The organism is Pseudonocardia sp. WMMC193 (assembly GCF_021728735.1).
GTDB classification, from domain to species: domain Bacteria; phylum Actinomycetota; class Actinomycetes; order Mycobacteriales; family Pseudonocardiaceae; genus Pseudonocardia; species Pseudonocardia oroxyli.
This window is the reverse complement of record NZ_JAKKDO010000003.1, coordinates 3,514,417-3,532,985: the sequence shown is the minus strand read 5'-3', so window position 1 is coordinate 3,532,985 and position 18,569 is coordinate 3,514,417. Positions and strand designations below refer to the sequence as shown.

18 protein-coding genes and 2 pseudogenes are annotated in these 18,569 nt (G+C 69.5%); 13 read left to right on the top strand and 7 right to left on the bottom strand.

All coding sequences use genetic code 11. The annotated features are described in order from the left end of the window. Nucleotides 1–25 precede the first annotated feature (25 nt). Nucleotides 26–955, top strand: coding sequence for an alpha/beta hydrolase (locus L3X23_RS18205; protein ID WP_237193321.1), 930 nt, complete (start codon nucleotides 26–28; stop codon nucleotides 953–955). 28 nt (nucleotides 956–983) lie between these two features. Next, nucleotides 984–2,621 (top strand): NAD(P)/FAD-dependent oxidoreductase, encoded by a 1,638-nt coding sequence (locus tag L3X23_RS18200; protein WP_237193320.1) that lies wholly within the window; start codon nucleotides 984–986, stop codon nucleotides 2,619–2,621. Here the strand turns inward: L3X23_RS18200 and L3X23_RS18195 are convergent. After that, nucleotides 2,618–3,229: pseudogene (locus L3X23_RS18195) on the bottom strand (DDE-type integrase/transposase/recombinase); the annotation flags it as partial. The gene L3X23_RS18200 and the pseudogene L3X23_RS18195 sit on opposite strands and share 4 nt — an antisense overlap. A 15-nt stretch (nucleotides 3,230–3,244) precedes the next feature. Between L3X23_RS18195 and L3X23_RS18190 the strand changes: the two are divergent. Then, nucleotides 3,245–4,189 (top strand): hypothetical protein, encoded by a 945-nt coding sequence (locus tag L3X23_RS18190; RefSeq protein ID WP_237193319.1) that lies wholly within the window; start codon nucleotides 3,245–3,247, stop codon nucleotides 4,187–4,189. A 368-nt stretch (nucleotides 4,190–4,557) separates the two neighbouring features. Here L3X23_RS18190 and L3X23_RS18185 read toward each other — a convergent pair whose 3' ends face one another. Next, nucleotides 4,558–5,493, bottom strand: a complete 936-nt coding sequence (locus L3X23_RS18185) for a site-specific integrase (RefSeq protein ID WP_237193318.1) — start codon at nucleotides 5,491–5,493, stop codon at nucleotides 4,558–4,560. A 453-nt stretch (nucleotides 5,494–5,946) separates the two neighbouring features. On the opposite strand from L3X23_RS18185, the gene L3X23_RS18180 reads away from it, so the two are divergent. From L3X23_RS18180 to L3X23_RS18140, 10 genes and pseudogenes are all read left to right on the top strand, one after another. Beyond that, nucleotides 5,947–6,318: a type II toxin-antitoxin system RelE/ParE family toxin gene (locus L3X23_RS18180; RefSeq protein ID WP_237193317.1), complete on the top strand. Its 372-nt coding sequence runs from the start codon at nucleotides 5,947–5,949 to the stop codon at nucleotides 6,316–6,318. Then, a complete protein-coding gene (locus tag L3X23_RS18175; RefSeq protein WP_237193316.1) occupies nucleotides 6,318–6,626 on the top strand; it encodes a helix-turn-helix domain-containing protein in 309 nt (102 codons plus the stop codon). Before L3X23_RS18180 ends, L3X23_RS18175 begins: the two co-directional genes overlap by 1 nt. Nucleotides 6,627–6,797: 171 nt before the next feature. After that, nucleotides 6,798–8,522 carry a restriction endonuclease gene (locus L3X23_RS36220; RefSeq protein ID WP_237193315.1) on the top strand — a complete coding sequence of 575 codons (1,725 nt, stop codon included), beginning with the start codon at nucleotides 6,798–6,800 and terminating at the stop codon, nucleotides 8,520–8,522. A gap of 256 nt (nucleotides 8,523–8,778) precedes the next feature. Beyond that, nucleotides 8,779–11,010, top strand: coding sequence for a tyrosine-type recombinase/integrase (locus L3X23_RS18165; protein WP_237193314.1), 2,232 nt, complete (start codon nucleotides 8,779–8,781; stop codon nucleotides 11,008–11,010). Nucleotides 11,011–11,271: 261 nt separating this feature from the next. Further along, on the top strand, nucleotides 11,272–11,676 hold the full coding sequence (locus L3X23_RS36625; RefSeq protein WP_374204866.1) for an FAD-dependent monooxygenase: 405 nt from the start codon (nucleotides 11,272–11,274) through the stop codon (nucleotides 11,674–11,676). Then, on the top strand, nucleotides 11,610–12,137 hold the full coding sequence (locus L3X23_RS18155) for a hypothetical protein (RefSeq protein WP_237193313.1): 528 nt from the start codon (nucleotides 11,610–11,612) through the stop codon (nucleotides 12,135–12,137). Before L3X23_RS36625 ends, L3X23_RS18155 begins: the two co-directional genes overlap by 67 nt. A 35-nt stretch (nucleotides 12,138–12,172) precedes the next feature. Next, nucleotides 12,173–12,622 carry a nuclear transport factor 2 family protein gene (locus L3X23_RS18150; protein ID WP_237193312.1) on the top strand — a complete coding sequence of 150 codons (450 nt, stop codon included), beginning with the start codon at nucleotides 12,173–12,175 and terminating at the stop codon, nucleotides 12,620–12,622. Next, nucleotides 12,600–12,980: pseudogene (locus tag L3X23_RS36620) on the top strand (alcohol dehydrogenase catalytic domain-containing protein); the annotation flags it as partial. The gene L3X23_RS18150 and the pseudogene L3X23_RS36620, both read left to right, overlap by 23 nt. 19 nt (nucleotides 12,981–12,999) lie before the next feature. Next, nucleotides 13,000–13,314 (top strand): hypothetical protein, encoded by a 315-nt coding sequence (locus L3X23_RS18145; protein ID WP_237193311.1) that lies wholly within the window; start codon nucleotides 13,000–13,002, stop codon nucleotides 13,312–13,314. Nucleotides 13,315–13,324: 10 nt separating this feature from the next. Continuing rightward, nucleotides 13,325–14,011: a DUF2306 domain-containing protein gene (locus tag L3X23_RS18140; RefSeq protein WP_237193310.1), complete on the top strand. Its 687-nt coding sequence runs from the start codon at nucleotides 13,325–13,327 to the stop codon at nucleotides 14,009–14,011. Here the strand turns inward: L3X23_RS18140 and L3X23_RS18135 are convergent. The 5 genes from L3X23_RS18135 to L3X23_RS18115 all read right to left on the bottom strand — a co-directional run bounded on the left by L3X23_RS18135 (nucleotide 13,944) and on the right by L3X23_RS18115 (nucleotide 18,520). Next, complete coding sequence (locus tag L3X23_RS18135) at nucleotides 13,944–14,249, bottom strand: hypothetical protein (RefSeq protein ID WP_237193309.1); 306 nt, start codon at nucleotides 14,247–14,249, stop codon at nucleotides 13,944–13,946. The two genes, L3X23_RS18140 and L3X23_RS18135, sit on opposite strands and share 68 nt — an antisense overlap. A 172-nt stretch (nucleotides 14,250–14,421) precedes the next feature. Further along, nucleotides 14,422–15,402, bottom strand: a complete 981-nt coding sequence (locus tag L3X23_RS18130) for a cyclase family protein (protein ID WP_237193308.1) — start codon at nucleotides 15,400–15,402, stop codon at nucleotides 14,422–14,424. Further along, nucleotides 15,399–15,722 carry a hypothetical protein gene (locus L3X23_RS18125; RefSeq protein ID WP_237193307.1) on the bottom strand — a complete coding sequence of 108 codons (324 nt, stop codon included), beginning with the start codon at nucleotides 15,720–15,722 and terminating at the stop codon, nucleotides 15,399–15,401. The genes L3X23_RS18130 and L3X23_RS18125 overlap by 4 nt, the downstream gene beginning before the upstream one ends. A gap of 30 nt (nucleotides 15,723–15,752) precedes the next feature. Continuing rightward, nucleotides 15,753–17,174 (bottom strand): TRAP transporter large permease subunit, encoded by a 1,422-nt coding sequence (locus L3X23_RS18120; protein ID WP_237193306.1) that lies wholly within the window; start codon nucleotides 17,172–17,174, stop codon nucleotides 15,753–15,755. Continuing rightward, a complete protein-coding gene (locus L3X23_RS18115) occupies nucleotides 17,174–18,520 on the bottom strand; it encodes a DUF1932 domain-containing protein (RefSeq protein ID WP_237193305.1) in 1,347 nt (448 codons plus the stop codon). Before L3X23_RS18115 ends, L3X23_RS18120 begins: the two co-directional genes overlap by 1 nt. Between the last annotated feature and the right edge of the window lie 49 nt (nucleotides 18,521–18,569).

Here is an 18,569-nt window from a genome sequence, read left to right as displayed (position 1 = left end):
CCGGTGACGAGCCGAAAGGACCGACATGACAACGGCGCCACCATCTCGAGCCGTCGAGACATCACCCGCGTCCGATGCCCTGCGCGCGCTCTACGCGGACTGGGCCGAGATCATCGCCACCACCCCGGGCCTGACGATGCGGCTGTTCCGCAGCATCTTCGACGAGTGGCACCAGCCGACCCGCGAGCCGGAGGACGTCTGCTACCGCGAGGAGACCGTCGGTGGGGTGCCGGGCATCTGGGCGCTGCCCGCTGGTGCGGACACCTCGAAGGTGTTGCTCTACACACACGGTGGCGGCTTCGCGGTCGGCTCCGCCGCCAGCCACCGCAAGCTGGCCGCGCACGTCGCGAAGGCCCTCGGCGTAACCGCCTTCGTCCTCGACTACCGCCGGGCGCCCGAGCACCCACACCCGGCCCAGGTCGAGGACGGGGTCGCGGTGTTCTCGGCACTCCTCGAGCGGGGCGTCGCGCCGACGGACATCACGACCGTCGGCGACTCGGCGGGCGGGAACCTCGCCGTCGCCATCGCGCTCGCGCTGCGCGAGCGGGGTGCGCCTCTGCCGGGGCAGGTCATCGCCTTCTCGCCCTGGCTCGACATGGAGAACGCGGGCGAGACCCTCGTGACGAACGACGCCACCGACGCGCTGATCACCGCCCCGCTGCTCGAGGGAATGATCGCGGGAGTGCTCGCCGGTGGTCTCGTCGACCCGAAGACCCCGTTGGCGAACCCTCTCTACGCGGACTTCGAAGGCTTCCCCAGGCTGTACGTGAACGCCGGAGCGGTGGAGTCGCTGGTCGACAACGCGACCAGGCTGGCGGACCGGGCGCGGGCCGCCGGGGTCGACGTGACCCTGTCGATCGCCGACGGCATGCAACACGTCTTCCCGTTCCTCGCGGGCAACGCCCCCGAAGCCGACGACGAGATCGCCGCCATCGCGCGGTGGTACCGCGGCTGACCCCCCCGTCCCCACTGAGAGGAGCACCATGAGCACCACTACCCCAGCCGCCGACGTCGACGCCGTGGTCGTCGGCGCCGGCTTCGCCGGCATCTACATGCTGCACAAGCTGCGCAACGAGCTCGGGCTCACCGTCCAGGGCTTCGAGAAGGGCGGCGGTGTCGGCGGGACGTGGTACTTCAACCGCTACCCAGGAGCGAAGTCGGACACCGAGGGCTTCGTGTACCGGTACTCGTTCGACGAAGACCTGCTCCAGGAGTGGGACTGGTCGACCCGCTACCTCGACCAGCCCGACGTGCTCGCCTATCTCGAGCACGTGGTCGATCGCTTCGACCTGCGTCGCGACATCAAGCTCGACACCGAGGTCGTCGCCGCCGGGTTCGACGACTCCACCGGCCTGTGGACGGTGACCACCGGTGACGGGGCGCGACTCACCTGTCGCTACCTGGTCAACGCTCTGGGTCTGCTCGCGAGGAGCAACCTGCCCGACATCCCCGGCCGGGACAGCTTCGCGGGCACGCTCGTGCACACCAACGCCTGGCCGTCGGACCTCGACATCACGGGCAAGCGGGTCGGCGTGATCGGGACCGGATCGACCGGCACCCAGTTCATCGTCGCGGCCGCCCGCACGGCCGCGCACCTCACGGTGTTCCAGCGCTCACCGCAGTACTGCGTGCCGTCGGGCAACGGGCCCGTCGACCAGGCCGAGGTCGAGCGGACCAAGAAGAACTTCGACGCCGTCTGGAAGCAGGTTCGCGACTCGGTCGTGGCCTTCGGGTTCCAGGAGAGCACCGTCGCGGCGATGAGCGTCTCGGAGGAGGAGCGCCGCCGGGTGTTCCAGGAGAACTGGGACAAGGGCAACGGCTTCAGGTTCATGTTCGGGACCTTCGCCGACATCGCCACGGATCCCGACGCGAACGCGGCCGCCGCCTCGTTCATCCGCTCGAAGATCGCGGAGATCGTCGACGACCCGGAGACGGCTCGGAAGCTGACCCCCACCGACGTCTACGCGAAGCGACCGCTGTGCAACGAGGGGTACTACGAGACCTACAACCGCGACAACGTCGAGCTCGTCTCGCTCAAGGAGGACCCGATCGAGCGGATCACGCCCACAGGCGTCCGCACGGCCGGGGGGGCCGAGCACGAGCTCGACGTCCTGGTGTTCGCCACCGGGTTCGACGCGGTCGACGGCAACTACCGGGCCATGGACCTGCGCGGCCGCGGGGGCCGCCACATCGACGACCACTGGGCCGGCGGGCCCACGAGCTACCTCGGCATCGCGAAGTCCGGCTTCCCGAACATGTTCATGATCCTCGGCCCGAACGGACCCTTCACCAACCTGCCGCCGAGCATCGAGGTCCAGGTCGACTGGATCGGTGACCTCATCGCGGCGGCGGAGCGCGACGGCGTCGGGACGGTGGAGCCGACGGTGGAGGCCGAGGACGGCTGGACGACCACCTGCACCGAGATCGCCGGGATGACGCTGTTCCCGCAGGCCGAGTCTTGGATCTTCGGGGCGAACATCCCCGGCAAGAGGAACGCTGTCATGTTCTACATGGCAGGCATCGGCGCGTACCGACAGCAGTTGGCCGAGGTCGCAGACGCGGGCTACCGAGGTTTTGACATGCACCCCGGGACCGACGGGCGGACGGCTTCGGGGCCTTAACCCGGATTGTGGACACGGGGTGGATTACGCGGCGATCGGGACGGGACGGTAGTCGCGTAGGCGTTCTCGCGGGTGTCGGGGGCTGGTAGCCCGCACCAGGAGTGCCGGCGTCGGGGTTGTAGCTGGTGAGCCAGCGGAACAGCTGGCGATGGCAGGTGAGCGCGTCGGGCCAGGAGTTGCTGTCCTGCAGCCCTTCCCGCTTCACGGTGGCGTTGAAGGACTCAGCGAGGGCGTTGTCTGCTGAGGAGCCGACCGCGCCCATGGGACTGGACGACACCGAGCCGGTCGCAGAGCTGGGCGGAGCGCCGCTGGTGTAGACCGAGCCGTGGTCGGAGGGGAAGATCGCCCCGGCGAGGTTGCCCCGGGTCGCCGCCGCGGCGAGCAGGGCGCTCCGACGAGTTCGGTGCGGAGGTGGTCGGCGATCGCCCACCCGGCCAGGCGTCGCGAGTGGCAGCCGATCACGGTGGCCAGAGAGAGGTTCTCGCCCGAGGCGAGGGGCAGGTAGGTGACGTCGCCGACGTAGATCCGTTCGGGGCGGGCGGGGTGAAGTCGCGTTCCAGTAGGTCCGGAACCGCGGTGTCGGCGGGCTCGGGGATCGTGGCGCGCACTGTCAAGTCCCGGGTTTGGTAGAGGTCTCCATCAAACCCGGGACGAGACAGACCGTCGTGTTCGCTCCCGGAGATCGATGCCAGGGCGGCTTCGAGGTGTTGCGCCGACGGCCGACGCCTGAGCGTGGTTGGGGCTTCCGTACCGGCCCCCTGGACGACCGTGCATGCGGAGTATGGCTGTTCGCATACGAGCTCTTCCGGGACCGGGTCAAGGGGTCGCTGGAGGGCGGCATCGGTTTCCGCGATGGGCCGGGGTCGCTGTTCGCGGCCGAGCAGCGATGGGCGATGTGTGTCGCGCTTGCGCCGGCGCACGCTCGGCTCACTGGGCGTGCGGATCCGGCTCGCGTGGTCGAGAAGTGCGACGAGCTGATCGGCCTTGCCGAACGCGACGCCTACGACGACGCGGTCTTCTCCGTGCGATCGCTTGACATTCCACTCGGGCAGCTTCGAGCGCTGCGTTCCCAGCTCGTCGAGACTCCCGAGCTCGCTTCCGCGCCCTCCCCGGCCCCTGACCTCGACCCTGTCGGCGGGCGGGTGTGGGCGCTGTACTCCCCGGAGCGTCTCCTCGAACTGGCGCAATGGACCTACAGCGCTGCGCTGACGATCTACCGCGACCTCGTTGCGGCGTGGTTCCCAGGTCTCCTGGGGGTTCTGGGGAAATCCTGCGTGCGGGCACTCGAGATCACGGCGACACTCAACGTCGGTTCCGGGCCTGACCTCGCCGACGGGCCGAGAATCAGCTACGGAGTGGGGCCTGCCCCGGCCGACGCGGAGGGCGATCGTGTCCGCGTCACCATAGGCAGCGGGGCGCTTGAGATCGGGCAATGGCGCGACACCGAGCCCTTCGTCAGACAGATCGACGAGTGGCGCAGGCACCACCGCGACGTCGCGGAGTCGGCCGGTTCTCGCGCGCGGTCACGATGCTGGAGGTGCTCACCGAGCGGCCTGCGACGAAGATAGCGCTGAAGTGGATCGCTGACGACCTCAAAGATCTGGGCTTTGGCTGGATTCAGCCGAAGCTATGACCCGCATGGAGCCACTCGTGGTGCGAAACCCTGCGCGTGGTGCGAGTTCTGGAGGGTGGAGAGGGGGATTCTGTCAGCGTTGTCGCTGGTAGGCGGCTTGTGATGGGGTTCGTGGGGTCTGGCAGTCAAGGGGTCAGGGGTTCGAATCCCCTCAGCTCCACCCTTCTGATTTGATCTACCTGCGGTTGTTGCGGCAGGTCAGGGCCGGTGAGCGGCCCCGGAAACTCGAGTTGTCCCGCGCGATCCGCGGTTCGTGGATCTTCGATGTGGTCGCATTGTGGTCGCGCCGCGGCGTCCCCATGTTCAACAGGATCGCTGGACGAGCTCGGCGGCGGTGATGGCTGTCGCGATGGCATCTACTGCTTGTTGCGCGGCGTAGGGCACGAGGTGTCCGTAGATGTCGACGGTGGTGGAGATCGTCGAGTGGCGCAGCGTCTTCGACGCCATGGCCAGGGGTACCTGCGAGCTGATCATCAGGGTGGCGGCGAGGTGCCGGAGGTCGTGAACACGGATGCGCGGCACGCCCGCCGCGGCGCAGAGGTGGTGGAAACGGCGTAGGACCACCTCGGGGCGTAGCGGCGCGCCGTCGGCCTGGCTGAAGACCAGCTCGGTGGTCGCGTTGTGTGCGGCTTGGGCGCGTCGTTGTCGCTCGAAGGCCGCGATGACGCGGTCGGAGAGTCCGACCCAGGCGTGGCTGGACTTCATCTTCGGGCTGGTCATCACGGGTGTGCTGTTGCGAACGTTGGACAGGGTGTAGCGCACGAACAGGACCGCGTCGTCGAGGTGGACGTCGCACCAGTGCAGTGCGAGCGCTTCGCCTTTGCGCAGACCGGTGCCGATCAGGACCTCGAAGAGGTTCGCGAGTGGGTCGTCGGTGGCGTCGCAGTGCCGGAGGAACGTAGCGGCGTCGGTCGATGTCCAACACGGCATGATCCGCTTCGGTGGGTGCGGCAGCGGCGCGTGCCGGGCGGCGTTGTCGTGGAGTCGTCGTTTTCGGATGGCGTCGCCCAGCGCGCTTGAGAGCGTGGCGACGAGCCGGCGGACGGTGGTGGGGCCGCGGCCTGCGGCGAGTTGATCGTCGATGAAACAGGCGACGTGCAGGTGGTTGAGTTTCTCGAGCCGGATCGCGCCGAGCGCGGGCACGAGGTCTTTGGTGACGTAGTCGGTGTAGATCGCGAGCGTCGTGGGCTTCAGTGATCGGGCCTTCTCGTGCAGCCACGTGTCGAGGTAGTCGGCCACGGACTCGGTGTCGTCGAAGACGATCCCGACGCGCTCGCACTCCAGGACGTGGTCGAGCCCGGCGACGGCGGCGGCGCGCGTGAGGAAGCCGCCGCGGCGCAGTGTGCTGCGTCTCCCGGTGAGCGAGGGCATGTCGACGGCGAAGGTCCAGCTGCCGTGGCGACGTGTGCTCGAGAGCATGGGGCAGCGCGCTCCGAGCTGCTTACCGTCGGCGCCACGGCAGGCGCACCGCCGGTAGACACGGCCGCGGTGGGCTGTCTTGCGCATGATCGTCGACCTCCTCGGGCGCGCACGGCGCGTGCCGGAGGACGACGGTGGCCCGACCGCGACCACATCGCGACCACAGACGGGGTTGACGCTGGTCGGCGAGGTGCGACTTGACGGTCGGTCAACGAATCTGCTTGCACCTTCCAGGAAACTTTAGCTTGAGCTAAAGTGGTGGCCGGAGGTCGCATGTGGGAGATCTACCTGACCGACGAGGTCCACGAGTGGCTCGACGGGCTGCTCCGTGGCGACGTGGACACGCACTATCAGGTGGTGTCGGCGATCGAGGCCCTCGCGGAGGGTGGCCCGAACCTCGGGCGGCCGCTGGTCGATCGGATCAAGGGCTCGACGGTCCACAACATGAAGGAGCTGCGTCCGGGTTCGGCGGGGAGCAGTGAGGTGCGGATCTTGTTCGCCTTCGACCCCTGGCGTAGTTCGGTTCTGCTGGTCGCGGGAGACAAGTCCGGGCGCTGGGCGGAGTGGTATCGGCAGGCCATCCCGCGTGCGGAGTTGCTGTACGCGACGTATCTGAAGGAACGGGAAGCTGAGGAGGGCGAGTAATGAGTGCTGCGCGGTGGTCGGAGATTCGAGACGAGCACGTCGCCGCGGCGGGGGAGGAGCGCGTCGAGCGCCAGAAGGAGCGGCTGCTCGGACAGGTTCGGGCTCGCCGGCTGGCTGAGACCCGTAAGCGGCGCGGGTTGACGCAGCGCCAGGTGGCCGAGGTGATGGGAGTGACCGTCGGGCGGGTGAGTCAGATCGAGAACGGTGAGCTGGCCGGTATCGAAGTCCTCGACAGGTATGTGCGTGCCCTCGGCGGTGACCTACAGATCGTCGCGAACTTCGGAGACGAGCAGATCAAGGTCGGTTGACGCATCGTGAGCTGATCGTCGATTCGCACGTGCCGAGCGGCCCGTGTTGAGAAGCTGGCCGACACCACTCGGACGTGACAGGATGATGACCAAGCGTAGCGGGCGAATGGGCTTCGGTCATGGCATGTCGGGCCGCTGACGTGCCCCGACAGGTGATGGGGGATAAGCAAGGTGGGGCGTCGGCGCGGTCTTCTGGCCGAGATGCGGCGACAGTCGGCAATTCAAGCGCGCGAGCGTCAGCGAGCGCAAGCGGCGTACGTACGGCAGCAGGCGGCTGCTCTGCGTGAAGCCGAGCGAGCGCGGAAAGCCGCAGAGCGCGCAGCCAATCAGGTGGCGCGCGCTGATGCACGCGCGGCAGCTGAAGCGGAGAAGGCACGCAAGCAGGCCTATCTCGAGGCGCGGCTGGCGGAAGTGGACGCGAGGAACGCTTCATTGCACGCCGGTCTCGAGGAGCTCGATCAGTTGCTGAGCGAGACCCTCACCCGCGACGACTACGTCGACCTACAGAAATTGAAACAGCTCGTCGAGCATCCCTTGTTCGACGCGGGCCAGGATGGACGACCGCTCCCGGCGCCACCGCCGCCGAGGTACCCGCTAGAACCCGCATGGCCGCAATTCGAACCGGCTCAGCCGAGCGGGCTAGCGAAGGCATTCGGGAAGAACAAGCACGAGCGCGCGATCCAGGAGGCTCAGGAGCAGTTCCGTGGTGCTCAGGAGACCTGGCATCAGCACTGTCGGCATCTGCAGGCTCAGCACAGTCAAGCGGTGCAGGAGCATCGCCGAGGTGAGCAGCAGCGCCTGCAACGTCTCGAGCAGGCGCAGTACCGCTACCGGCAGGAGTGCCAGGAGCGGCAGGACGCCGTCGAGCGGCAGAACTATGAGATCGACGTCTTCGCTGACGCATTCGCTCGTCGGGATCCGGACGCGGTCGTTGACTATTTCGGCATGGTGCTGTCCCGCTCGGTCTACCCGGAAGGGTTTCCCCAATCGCATCGCATCGCCTACGTCCCGGAGTCGGCGCAGCTCGTCGTGGAGTACGGCTTGCCGACGATCGACGTCGTTCCGACGGCGAAGGAGTACCGGTACGTCAGGGCGCGGGACGAGATCACCACGACGAACAGGCCGGTGAAGGATGTCCGTACCCAGTACGCCTCCGTCGTGGCCCAGGTGTCTCTTCGGACTGTGCATGAGGTCTTCGAAGCCGACCGTGACTCGTTGATCGAGACGGTCGTCTTCAACGGCGTCGTCTCGACAACGGATCCTGCTACCGGACAGCCGGTGACACCCTGCATCGTCACCCTGCGTACCACGCGAGAAGTCTTCCTCTCGCTGGATCTTTCCGCTGTCGACCCGATGGCGTGCTTGACGCACTTGAATGCGAGTGTCTCCAAACGCCCTGAGGAACTTGCGCCGGTGCGTCCGGTGCTCGAGTTCGACATGGTGGACAAGCGCTTCATCGAAGAGTCCGACGTGTTGTCAGGACTCGACCAGCGGCCGAATCTTCTCGAGCTGACGCCGAACGAGTTTGAGTCACTTATCCAGAACCTGTTCTCGCGGATGGGCCTCGACACGAAGCAGACACGCGCCTCGCGAGACGGTGGAGTCGACTGTGTGGCCTTCGACCACCGGCCGATCTTCGGCGGCAAGGTCATCATCCAGGCCAAGCGGTATCGCCATACCGTCGACGTCTCGGCTGTGAGAGACCTGTTCGGCACGCTGCAGAACGAAGGTGCGTCGAAGGGCATCCTGGTGACGACGTCGGGCTACGGCCAGGCCAGCTACCAGTTCGCCGCAGGAAAGCCGCTAGAGCTGCTTGACGGCGCCAACCTGCTGGCCCTCCTCGCCGAACACGCCGGAGTCGAGGCCAAGATCGTCGACCCTGACAAGCTGAGATAGCGGCTCGGCCGTGGAGCCGGGCGTGGTGCGAAACCCTGCGCGTGGTGCGAGTTCTGGAGGCTGAAGAGGGGAATTCTGTCAGCGTTGTCGCTGGTAGGAGGCTTGTGAGGGGGTTCGTGGAATCCTGGCAGTCAAGGGGTCAGGGGTTCGAATCCCCTCAGCTCCACCCTTCTGACCAGGCCCGATGAGTCGACTGACTCTCGGGCCTGTCGTGTTGTGGCGCCGCTTATGGCGCGAGTCGGCCTAATCTCGCGCCATGCCGCCCGCCCCGCGCAAGCGACGAGATCGCCAACGAGGTGAGATCGCGCCACTGGAGAGTGGCTCATACCGCGTCCGCGTCTACGCGGGCCGTGACCCGATCACCAAGAAGCGGCACTACCTGCAGGAGATCGTCCGCAAGGGCCCCGGTGCTGAGGACGAGGCCGAGAAGACCCTTCGGCGGCTCCTCGTCCAGGTCGACGAGCGACTGAACCCCCGAACCTCCGCCACGGTCCGCCAACTGCTCGAGAAGCACTTCGCCCTGCTCGAAGTGGAGCGCACGACCAAGGCGACCTACGAGAATCTCGCGAAGACCCACATCGTGCCGCTCATCGGCACGGTGAAGCTCGCCGCGCTCAGCTCAGAGGTCTTCGACTCGTTCTATGCAGAGCTCCGTCGCTGCCGCCTCCACTGCAAGCGCCGACGGATGATCGAGCATCGAGTCAAGACAGCCCATGACTGCGATCATCGCTGCCGCCAGCACGTATGCAAGCCGCTGGCGCAGTCGACGATCCGGCAGATCCACGTCATCCTCAGCGGCGCGCTGCGTCGGGCCGTTCGGTGGAAGTGGCTCTCGCGCAGCCCGATCGAGAACGCCGAGCCGCCGAAGCAGCCTCCTGGGAACCCGCAGCCGCCGACCTCCGCCGAGGCTGCTCGCATCCTCAACGCGTCCTGGGAGGACCCGGACTGGGCTGTGCTGGTCTGGCTGACGATGGTCACGGGCGCCCGCCGAGGCGAGCTGTGCGCGCTGCGGTGGGACGACGTCGACCTGGTGTCGGGCACCCTCCGCGTCCAGCGGTCCATCGCCGAGCTCAAGACCGAGACGTGGGAGAAGGACACCAAGACCCACCAGCACCGCCGGATCGCCCTCGATCCGGAGTCCATCACTCTGTTGACCGCGCATCGGGCGCGGAGCATGGAGCTGGCGGCGGCGCTCGGGTACGAGCTGGCGCATGACGCGTTCGTCTTCTCCCACTCGGGCGACGGCGCCGCGCATATGAACCCGCGGACGATCACCCGGCGGTACGCGCGCCTCGTCCAGCGCCTGGGCATCAAGACGACCTTCCACAAGCTGCGCCACTACTCGGCGACTGAGCTGATCGCGGGCGGTGTAGACGTACGTACGGTCGCGGGCCGCCTTGGCCACGGTGGCGGGGGAGCGACCACGCTGCGCGTCTACGCCGCATGGGTGTCAGAGGCCGACCAACGCGCGTCGACCAGCCTGCTTGACCGCCTCCCGCGTCGCCCGGTCGGTGATCCGGGCGTGGTCGGCCCCGACGAGCTGTTCGCCCAGAACCCATACGAGCTCACCGCGATGGACCTCCGCGCCCAGATCCTCGACGGCACCATGGCGGTCGGGTCCGCCCTACCGACGACCGCCGAGGTGGCGAAGCAGTACGGCATCGCGATCGGCACGGCGAACCGGGCACTGAGCCTGCTGCGGGAGTGGGGACTGATCGACCCGCGGCGTGGTGTCCGCGCGGTGATCCGTGCGCTCCCGCAGGCCAGCGATGAGGGTGCCGCATTGGAAAGCGTTGATGCCGAGTCCGCCGACGATGGGAAGGCTTCCGACGAACCGGTCGTCGTGCTGGAGACCAGCGTCGATGAGAGTCCGCGCGCAGAGGTCCAATCGACTGCGGCCCCGATGATCGGCACCGGCCTCGTCGAGTTGGTGCTTCGCCGTCAGGGCGAGGATGTGAGCAAGGTTGTCACGGCACCGGTGCCGATGGACCCCGTGGCACTGCACCGCCTGCTCATTGACGGGATCAACCGCAGCGGCGGCACGGCCGCTCAGATCGGCGAGTACGAGCTCGAGTTCCCGCCAGTTCGGCAGCGCCGACTCGATCTTGACGTTCGTGGCGTAGTCAGGGCGGCTTCGCCGGAGGGCCGCCTTCGGCGGGCTGTCCCTGGTGGTGGGCCTGCCTACCCCGCCCGGTCTCACGCACAAGGGCGCGGACGCGTCTGCTGCGCGGACCGCCCTCCGGGCGGCGCCGCGCGGCCCGCCAGGTCCGATACCGCATCCACCCAAGGGTCCTGCGCTACCTCCAGGCTGTCCCGGCCGATGCCGCCGGCTCCCACGGCGCCGCCCGCTTGCTGCGCATCCGCCCAGCCCCACGAGGTAGCGGTGGAGGTCGCCGCAACGATCCGCTTGCGGGGCCGGCGTCGAGCACTGGCCGCATCTTTCGAGCTGCACGACAACTGGATCTGCCAGACGATCCGAATCCTGTGACGACAGGCCGGGCGGGCTCAGCCCGCCCGGCCTGCGGCGCAGGCGGACCTTCGGGCTGTGTCGCTCGGTGGGCGGTGGGACGAAGAAATGAATGTTGTCCCACCACCCACCCGGAAACCGGGTCATCCGAGCCGGGCTCCCTTAGGCGGCGGTCGAAACCCGAAGCAGTGATCTTGGTGATTATCGCTATCGGCACGCTGGTGCTCCCGCCCGACGTACCTAGTCCTGCTCGGCCTTCAACCAGTTGAACGCGACGAGCGGATGGGCGGCGGGATCAGGCTGTCCCACCCGCGGTGGCTGACCACCTTCGAGGTCCACCACGGGCAGGTCGAGAAGTACCGCCACGGCCGGGTGTTCCTGGCAGGCGACGCCGCGCACATCCACAGCCCCGCGGGCGCGCAGGGCAGGAACACCGGCATCCAGGACGCGGCCAACCTCGCCTGGAAGCTCGCCCTGGTCGTCACCGGCCGGGTGGGCGCGGACCTGCTCGACTCCTACCACGACGAACGCCACCCCGTCGGCGCCGCGGTCGTCCGGATGGCCACGAAGCAGACCGCCATCGGCACCCTCTCCGGTCCGCGGCGACCGTGCGCAACCTCGTGCTGTCCCTGGTCGGGCACGTCCACGCGCTCACCGAGACCCTCGCGGAGGGACAGGCCGAGGTGACCATCGACTACCGCGACAGCGCGCTGGTCGAGCACCGCGGAACCCACCACCGCGGGGCCGCCCGGGCCGGGGACCACGCGCCCGATCCCGACGGGCTGCTGCGCCCCGACGGTTCCCCGGTGACCGTCGAGGACCTGCTCGCCCGCCCGGGCATGCTCCTGTTCGTCCGCGGCGACGCCACCGCGGTCGACGAGCTTCGCGACGCACTCGGCGACCTCGGCACCACGAGGCGGGTCGTCGACGACGTGGCCGAGGCGGGCTCCGAGGACATCGTGGACCCCCACGGGGTGCTCGACCGCGCCTACGGGCTGCCCGCACAGGGCGGCGGCACCATGGCCCTGATCCGTCCCGACGGCTACCTCGGCCTCGTCGGGGCGCCGGCCGACGCCGCTGTGCTGCGCGATCACCTCGCCACCAGGCTGCGGATCACCCGACCCTCGCCGGTCCGGGCCGGCGTCTGACCTCCGTCCACTCCACGACACCCCGGGAGCACCCCATGGACCTGCGCACCGAGCGCGAGGAGCTGTTCGGCAACCTCGCCCATCCCGACACCATGCCCGCGTTCTTCGACCGCGTCGCCGACGACGTCGACTGGACCGTCATGGGCACCCACCCCATCGCGGGGCACTACACGAGCAAGAAGGCGTTCATGGACGCCACCTTCGACCGGCTCGCCCGGCTCATGCGCGACCCCGTCCGTCTCGAGCTGCGTCACCTGCACCTCGACGGCGCGACGGTGACCGTCGAACTGCAGGCCATGTCGCACACCCTCGAGGGTGTGGCCTACGACTACGTCCTGTGCTGGGTGTGCCGCTTCGACTCCGCCGAGCCCGGCGCGATGGTCGTCGAGGTCCGGGCGTACCTCGACTCGGCCATGGTCACGTGGACCATCGTGCGCAACGAGCAACTCCTGTCCCGCCGCGATGCGGCAGGGCGCCGAGGGTGACCGACGACCGGGTGTGCGGGCTCAGGGTTCAGCCCTGATGTCCGCAGTGTCCGGTCGCCCTACCGTTGCGGCCATGAAGGCGATCCGCCAGACCTGCTACGGCGGCCCCGAGGTCCTCGAACTCGCCGAGCTGCCCGACCCGGAGCCGGGGCCGGGTGAGGTCCTCGTCCGCATGCACGCCGCGTCGGTCAACGCCGCCGACTGGCACGTCATGCGTGGTGATCCCCGGTTGGCCCGACTGGTCCGATCGGTGTTCGGTCGCACCGGACCACGACATGCCGTGCGGGGACAGGACCTCGCGGGCACCGTTGTCGCCCTCGGTCCGGGGGTGACCCGGTTCGCGGTCGGAGACGCGATCGTGGCGGACGTCGGGACGCGTGCGGGGGGCCTTCGCCGAGCTCGTCCGAGTGCCGGTCGGGTCCGCCGTCGCCAAGCCGGACGAGCTCACGTTCGAGCAGACCGCCGCGCTGCCCTTGGCGGGGACCACGGCGCTGACCCTGCTGCGTACCTGCGGGGTCGGGCCCGGCTCGAGCCTGCTGGTGATCGGGGCGTCCGGCGGGGTCGGCACGTACACCGTCCAGTTGGCCAAGGCCCGCGGTGTGGAGGTGACGGCGGTGTGCAGCACACGCAACGTGGAGAAAGCTCGGCATCGTCCCTTGATCTGCGTTCGCCTGGTCCTAGTCTCGACGTGAGGGGTTCGCGGTGGTGACACCGGTCGTCCGTTCGTGGCCCGTCCCGATCGTTCTGGTGCTGCTCGGTGCCCTTCCGCTCCTGGCGGGGGTGCTGCGGCTGATCCAACTCGCGGGCGGCCCGGCGGTCATCGCCGCGGACGCCCGGCTCGATCCGGCCCCGCTCGTGGTAGTGCACGTGATCGGCGCGACGATGTTCGTGCTCCTGGGTGCCGTGCAGTTCGTCCCCGGCCTGCGCCGAGGGGCCTGGCACCGGCGAGCCGGACGGTGGGTGGCCGCCGCCGGTCTCGTCGTCGCAGCGTCGGCCCTGACAATGACGCTGGTGTACCCGGCCAGGCCCGGCACCGGCGAGCTGTTGTTCGTGCTGAGGCTCGTGTTCGGTTCAGCGCTGGCGGCGTTCCTCGTGTTGGGCGTCTCGGCCGCCCGGCGGAAGGACCTCGCCGCGCACCGCGCCTGGATGATCCGCGCGTACGCCGTTGCTCTGGCAGCGGGTACGCAGCCCCTGACCGAGACCCTGGGGCCGGTTCTGTTCGGGCACACCGTGCTGGTCCACGACCTCAGCAGCGGAGCGGGGTGGCTGCTCAACCTGGCCGTCGGCGAGTGCATCATCCGCTTCGGCGCCGTGCGCACGCTCAGTCCTGGTGGCTCTGCAGAACGAGCAGGCCGTGCGGGAGGAGGTCGACGGTCGCCCCGGGCTTGAGCGCGTCCGTCGATCCGCGGCCGTCAGGATGGGCGGTGTCGACGACCACCCGCCAGGCCGAGCCGTAGGTCTCGTCCGGCAGGGTGACGGTCTGGCCCTCGTGTCGGGCGTTGACCAGCAGCAGGAACGAGTCGTCCTCGACCCGGACGCCGAGGTCGTCGCGGTCCGGGATGGCGCGCCCGTTGAGGTAGACGGTGAGGGTGCGGGTCTGGTCGCCGTCCCAGTCCTCGTCGCTCATGGGCAGGCCGTCGGCGCCCGGCCAGGCGATGTCGTCGACGCCCGGGACTGTAAGAACATCGGTGTAACTCCGATCAAGGAGTGCGAAGAGTTGATCGCCCAGTTGGCCGGGCGGGCCCCGGTCTAGCCTGCGCGTCGGCCGGAGGGAGTCGGTCGGGCGGCGGCGCCGACGATCAGCGCAGGGCCGTGGCGTTGGCGGGCGAGCCGACACCGCCGGTGAGGTGTAGCGGCTTGACCACGACGAGCGCGTCCCACCGGCCGGTGGCCCGGCTGTCGGCGGCGAGCGCGGTGAGGTTCCAGAGCTCGCCGAGGGGTGCACCCAGCTTGGCGATCAGCTCCTGGTGCATCATCCCGGCGTCCTCGGGCGCGCTGTGCAGGAAGGGGCTGTCCGCGACGACGGGCAACACCTCGACCGCGAACAGGTCGGTGGCGAACAGGGCCACCCGGTGGTCCCACAGCCACTCCGGGAAGCGGGTGTCCTGACGGAACCCGGTGGCGCGCCGGGCGTCGCGCACCTCGGCGCGCAGGTCCGCGTCGGCGTCGAGGAACCAGCGCGTCCAACCGGTGTGGACGAGGACCAGGTCGCCGGGGCGCACGGACTCACCCTGCGCGGCCAGCGCGCGGTCGAGCACGTCGACCTCGAGTGCGGGCCCCGCCCGGTGGTCCAGCGGAGTGCCCTCGGCGGCCAGCAGCCCCTCGACGTCGATCAGGACCCCGCGCCCGACGATCGGCTTCTCGGCCCACCGCTGCACACCCAGGGCCGGTCCACCGACCCTGATCTCCTCGTCGGGCACCCCGTTGTAGAAGCCGTAGCCCGACGCCCGCCGGTGCCGTAGGCCGTCGACCTGCGAGCCCGCCTGCGGGTAGAAGCCGTGGAGGACGTCGTCACGGGACTCGGAGTGGCTCGAGAGCAGCTCGTGACGCGGGGCGCGGCGGGCTCGGGCCATCGGCGGGTCGAAGGCGTCGAGCGGGTGGTCGAGGTCGAACGCCGCGCCCCGGTCCACCGTCGCCACCCCGGCCAGCACCTCGGTGGGGCCTGCGAAGTTCGCCATGCCCCGCTCCGGGTCCTCGGTGAACAGACCCCAGCTCGACCCGGGCGGCACGTGGTCGCGCAGCGCGGAGTAGGGCGGGACGGTGGGCCGGGTGGCGGTCACTTCCGGCGCTCCTCGGCGTCGGTGTCGTCGGTGTCGTCGTCGGTGTCGTCCCCGGCGCCGTCGTGCTGCTCCCCGTGCCAGTAGATCAGCGCGAAGGACAACAGACCGGCCGCGGACGCCCCGCCGAAGGCGTACGGCTTGAGCGCGGTGGCCCACGCGCGGGCCGCATCGGCGTTCCCGCCGATCAGCGTCGCGGTCTGGCCCAGCACGATCGTGAGGCCTGCCAGGAGGAAGAACACCACGGTCACCACGAACAGCGCGGTGATCACGCGGGGGATCAGGGCCGGACGGGCGGCGGGTGGGTTCATCGTCGAACTCATCGGAGCTCCTCGGTTCGCAGGTGGGACGCGTCAGACGGGCAGGAAGCCGACGGCGATCAGGACACCCATGCCCAGGATCGGCAGGCAGTAGTACTTCAGCAGCGGCAGGAAGGTCTTCACCGGGTCGACGCGGGCGATGCCCGCGGCGACGTAGATCGGCGCCCCCGAGGGCGGCGACGCGCCCTCGGTGGAGGCGAAGATCAGGACGGCGGCCGCGGCGATCGGCGCCGGGACGCCGGCACCCACCAGCGCGACGACGGCGACCGGCCCGACCGCGGCCATCGTCGCCGACGCCGTGAGCGGGATGGCGATGGCCACCACGATCACGCCGATGGCGATCGCCATGATCCAGGCGGGTGCGTCCAGCCCGGCGAGCACGCCCTCCAGCTGGCTCGCCAGCCCCAGGTCGGCCAGCACGTTCGACGCCGCGAAGGCGGCGATGATGGTGATGCCGATGACGCCGAAGGACGGCGCCGCCTTGCCGATGGTGCTCATCCAGCCCGACGCGGTGCGCGGCAGGTGCTTGCGGCCCAGGAAGAGCACGAGCGCGATCATCAGGACCGGGATCCAGGTGATCAGGCTGATGACGTCCGGCATGGCGTAGGGCTGCGCGGCCAGGGTGGTGCCGTCCGAGAGCGTGACGGGCTTCTTGAGCGTCTCGCCGACCGCGGAGTAGTTCCCCAGCGCCTCGGCCAGGGGACCGCGGGTGAGCAGGAGCGGCACGATGATCGGCAGGAACAGCAGCAGCGAGGTCCAGCCCGCGCGCAGGCTCAGCCCGAACGGCTGGCGGTCACTCGCCGCGACCGGCTGGATCCCGTTGCGCCGCACCAGGAAGAACACCAGGACGATGCGGTAGAGCAGGCACCACAGACCGGCCAGGGCGAGCGGCTTGACGATCTCGTCCGGCTCCATGACGCCCTGGGCGGCGAGCCCGCCGACCAGGATGAACATGGTGGCGGAGAACGGGAAGCTCACGCCCATGCCCGCGCCGCCCGCGACGACGGTCGCGGCCAGCTCGGGCTTGACCCCCGAGCGTTTCATCCACGGCACGGTCACCGAGCCCACGGCGGCGGTGACCGCCGCGCCGATGTGCGCGATCGCGCCGAAGATGCCGCCCGCGACCGTGGCCGTGTACACCGGCCCGCCGCGCAGCCTGCCCAGGACGGAGTTCAACAGGTCGATCAGCTTGTCCAGGACCGGGGTCTTGGTGAGCACGTAGCTCATGAACACGAACGCCAGTCCGGCGAACGTGACCTCCTCGGTCAGCGAGTCGAGCACGCCGTCCCAGATCGCGGCGAGCGGCGACCCGCCGTCCTCGACCCCGCCGATGACGGCGAAGGCACAGACGGCGAGGAAACCCAGGATCATCGACTCGCCGATGTTGCGCTTGAACACCGCGTTCCACACGATGATCACCACGACGAAGGTGACCAGCGCCCACACACCGATCATCACACGCCTCCTGCGACGATCTCGGCGCGCCGACGGGTCTCGCGCTCGAGGATGGCGCGCCCGCGCTGCAGGCTCGACACGGCCTCGGCGGGCGGGATCACGATGACACCGTCGTCGTCGGCCACGATCAGGTCACCGGGGTTCACCACGACCCCGCCGACGGCGACGGGGACGTCGGTCTGGCCGGGGCCGAACTTGTAGGGGCCCGCCGGGCTGCTGCCGCGGGCCCACACCCCGAAGCCGATGCGCTCGAGCTCGGCGACGTCCCGCACCGCGCCGTCGAGGACCATGCCGGGCACGCCGCGGAACCGCAGCTTCTCCGACATGAGCTCGCCGATCAGCGCGCGGGTGGTGTCACCGTTGCCGTTCACCACCAGCACGTCGCCGGGTCCGCACGTCGGGATGATGCGGTGGATGGCCTCGTTGTCGCCCGAGCGCACCCACACGGTCCGGGCGCGGCCCGCGATCTTGGCGCCCTGCCACAGGGAGCGGATGCCTCCGTCGCACATGCCCATACGGTCGCGGGCATCGCCCAGGTTGGCCACCGGAACGGCCACCAGCTCGGCCAAGAGGTCCTCGACCGGGGCGAGCGACGCGTCCGCGCGCTCGCGGTGCAGCTCGGCCGCGGCACGGGTCAGGACCGGGCGCACGCCGAGGGCGGCGATGAGGTCCGCGGCCGCGCCGGTCTCGATGCCCCGCCTCCCAGCGTGCTTGAGCGTGCCGCTGAGCAGCCGGTCGAGGGCCGACTCACCCCCGCTGAGCTCGGCGGCGATCTGGGTGCGCACCCACGCCTCGGCTCCCGCGGCGCTGCCTGCCTCGGTCGCCTCGACGATCAGCGCGCCGAGGCCCTTCATGAACACGCTGCGCAGCAGCTTGCGGGCCGAGGCGTCGCCCGGCTCACCGCCGATGTTCTCCGCCTTCGCCCCGAGCCCGACGAACAGCGTCTCCGCCGCGTCCGCGGCGGCCCCGCTGACCACCACGCCCGCAGCCGACTTGTAGGCCGGGACCGACCCGATCACCGACACGTCGGCGAAGCGGTGCGCGCCCACGGCCTGGGCGACCGCCCGCTTGGTCGCGGCGTCCGCGGTGTTCATGTCGAGGTAGACCGACTCGGCACCCAGCGACCCTACGACCGCGTCCGCGGCGGCGGCGGCGTGCTTGCCACCCACGAGGCTCAGGACGTAGTCCGCGCCCGCCACGGCCTCGGCCGCGGTCTCGGCGCGGACGACGCCTTCGGGCGTCGCGTTGTCGGCCGGGTCGAAGCCCGTCACGGTCCACCCCTCGGCGACCAGACCGGCCGCGTACAACGCGCCCGCTTCACCCAGCCCAAGCACGGTTGCCCGCATGCTGCCTCCTTGCAGATCCACAGAGTGGTAAGTCATATCGGTGTACGAA

Coding starts and splice junctions, on each gene's coding strand:
- L3X23_RS18205 (WP_237193321.1), top strand. CDS start 26: ATGACAACGGCGCCACCATCTCGAGCCGTCGAGACATCACCCGCGTCC.
- L3X23_RS18175 (WP_237193316.1), top strand. CDS start 6,318: ATGAGTGCTGCGCGGTGGTCGGAGATTCGAGACGAGCACGTCGCCGCG.
- L3X23_RS18135 (WP_237193309.1), bottom strand. CDS start 14,249: ATGAGCGACGAGGACTGGGACGGCGACCAGACCCGCACCCTCACCGTC.
- L3X23_RS36625 (WP_374204866.1), top strand. CDS start 11,272: ATGGGCGGCGGGATCAGGCTGTCCCACCCGCGGTGGCTGACCACCTTC.
- L3X23_RS18180 (WP_237193317.1), top strand. CDS start 5,947: ATGTGGGAGATCTACCTGACCGACGAGGTCCACGAGTGGCTCGACGGG.
- L3X23_RS18165 (WP_237193314.1), top strand. CDS start 8,779: ATGCCGCCCGCCCCGCGCAAGCGACGAGATCGCCAACGAGGTGAGATC.
- L3X23_RS18115 (WP_237193305.1), bottom strand. CDS start 18,520: ATGCGGGCAACCGTGCTTGGGCTGGGTGAAGCGGGCGCGTTGTACGCG.
- L3X23_RS18125 (WP_237193307.1), bottom strand. CDS start 15,722: ATGAGTTCGACGATGAACCCACCCGCCGCCCGTCCGGCCCTGATCCCC.
- L3X23_RS18120 (WP_237193306.1), bottom strand. CDS start 17,174: ATGATCGGTGTGTGGGCGCTGGTCACCTTCGTCGTGGTGATCATCGTG.
- L3X23_RS18150 (WP_237193312.1), top strand. CDS start 12,173: ATGGACCTGCGCACCGAGCGCGAGGAGCTGTTCGGCAACCTCGCCCAT.
- L3X23_RS18200 (WP_237193320.1), top strand. CDS start 984: ATGAGCACCACTACCCCAGCCGCCGACGTCGACGCCGTGGTCGTCGGC.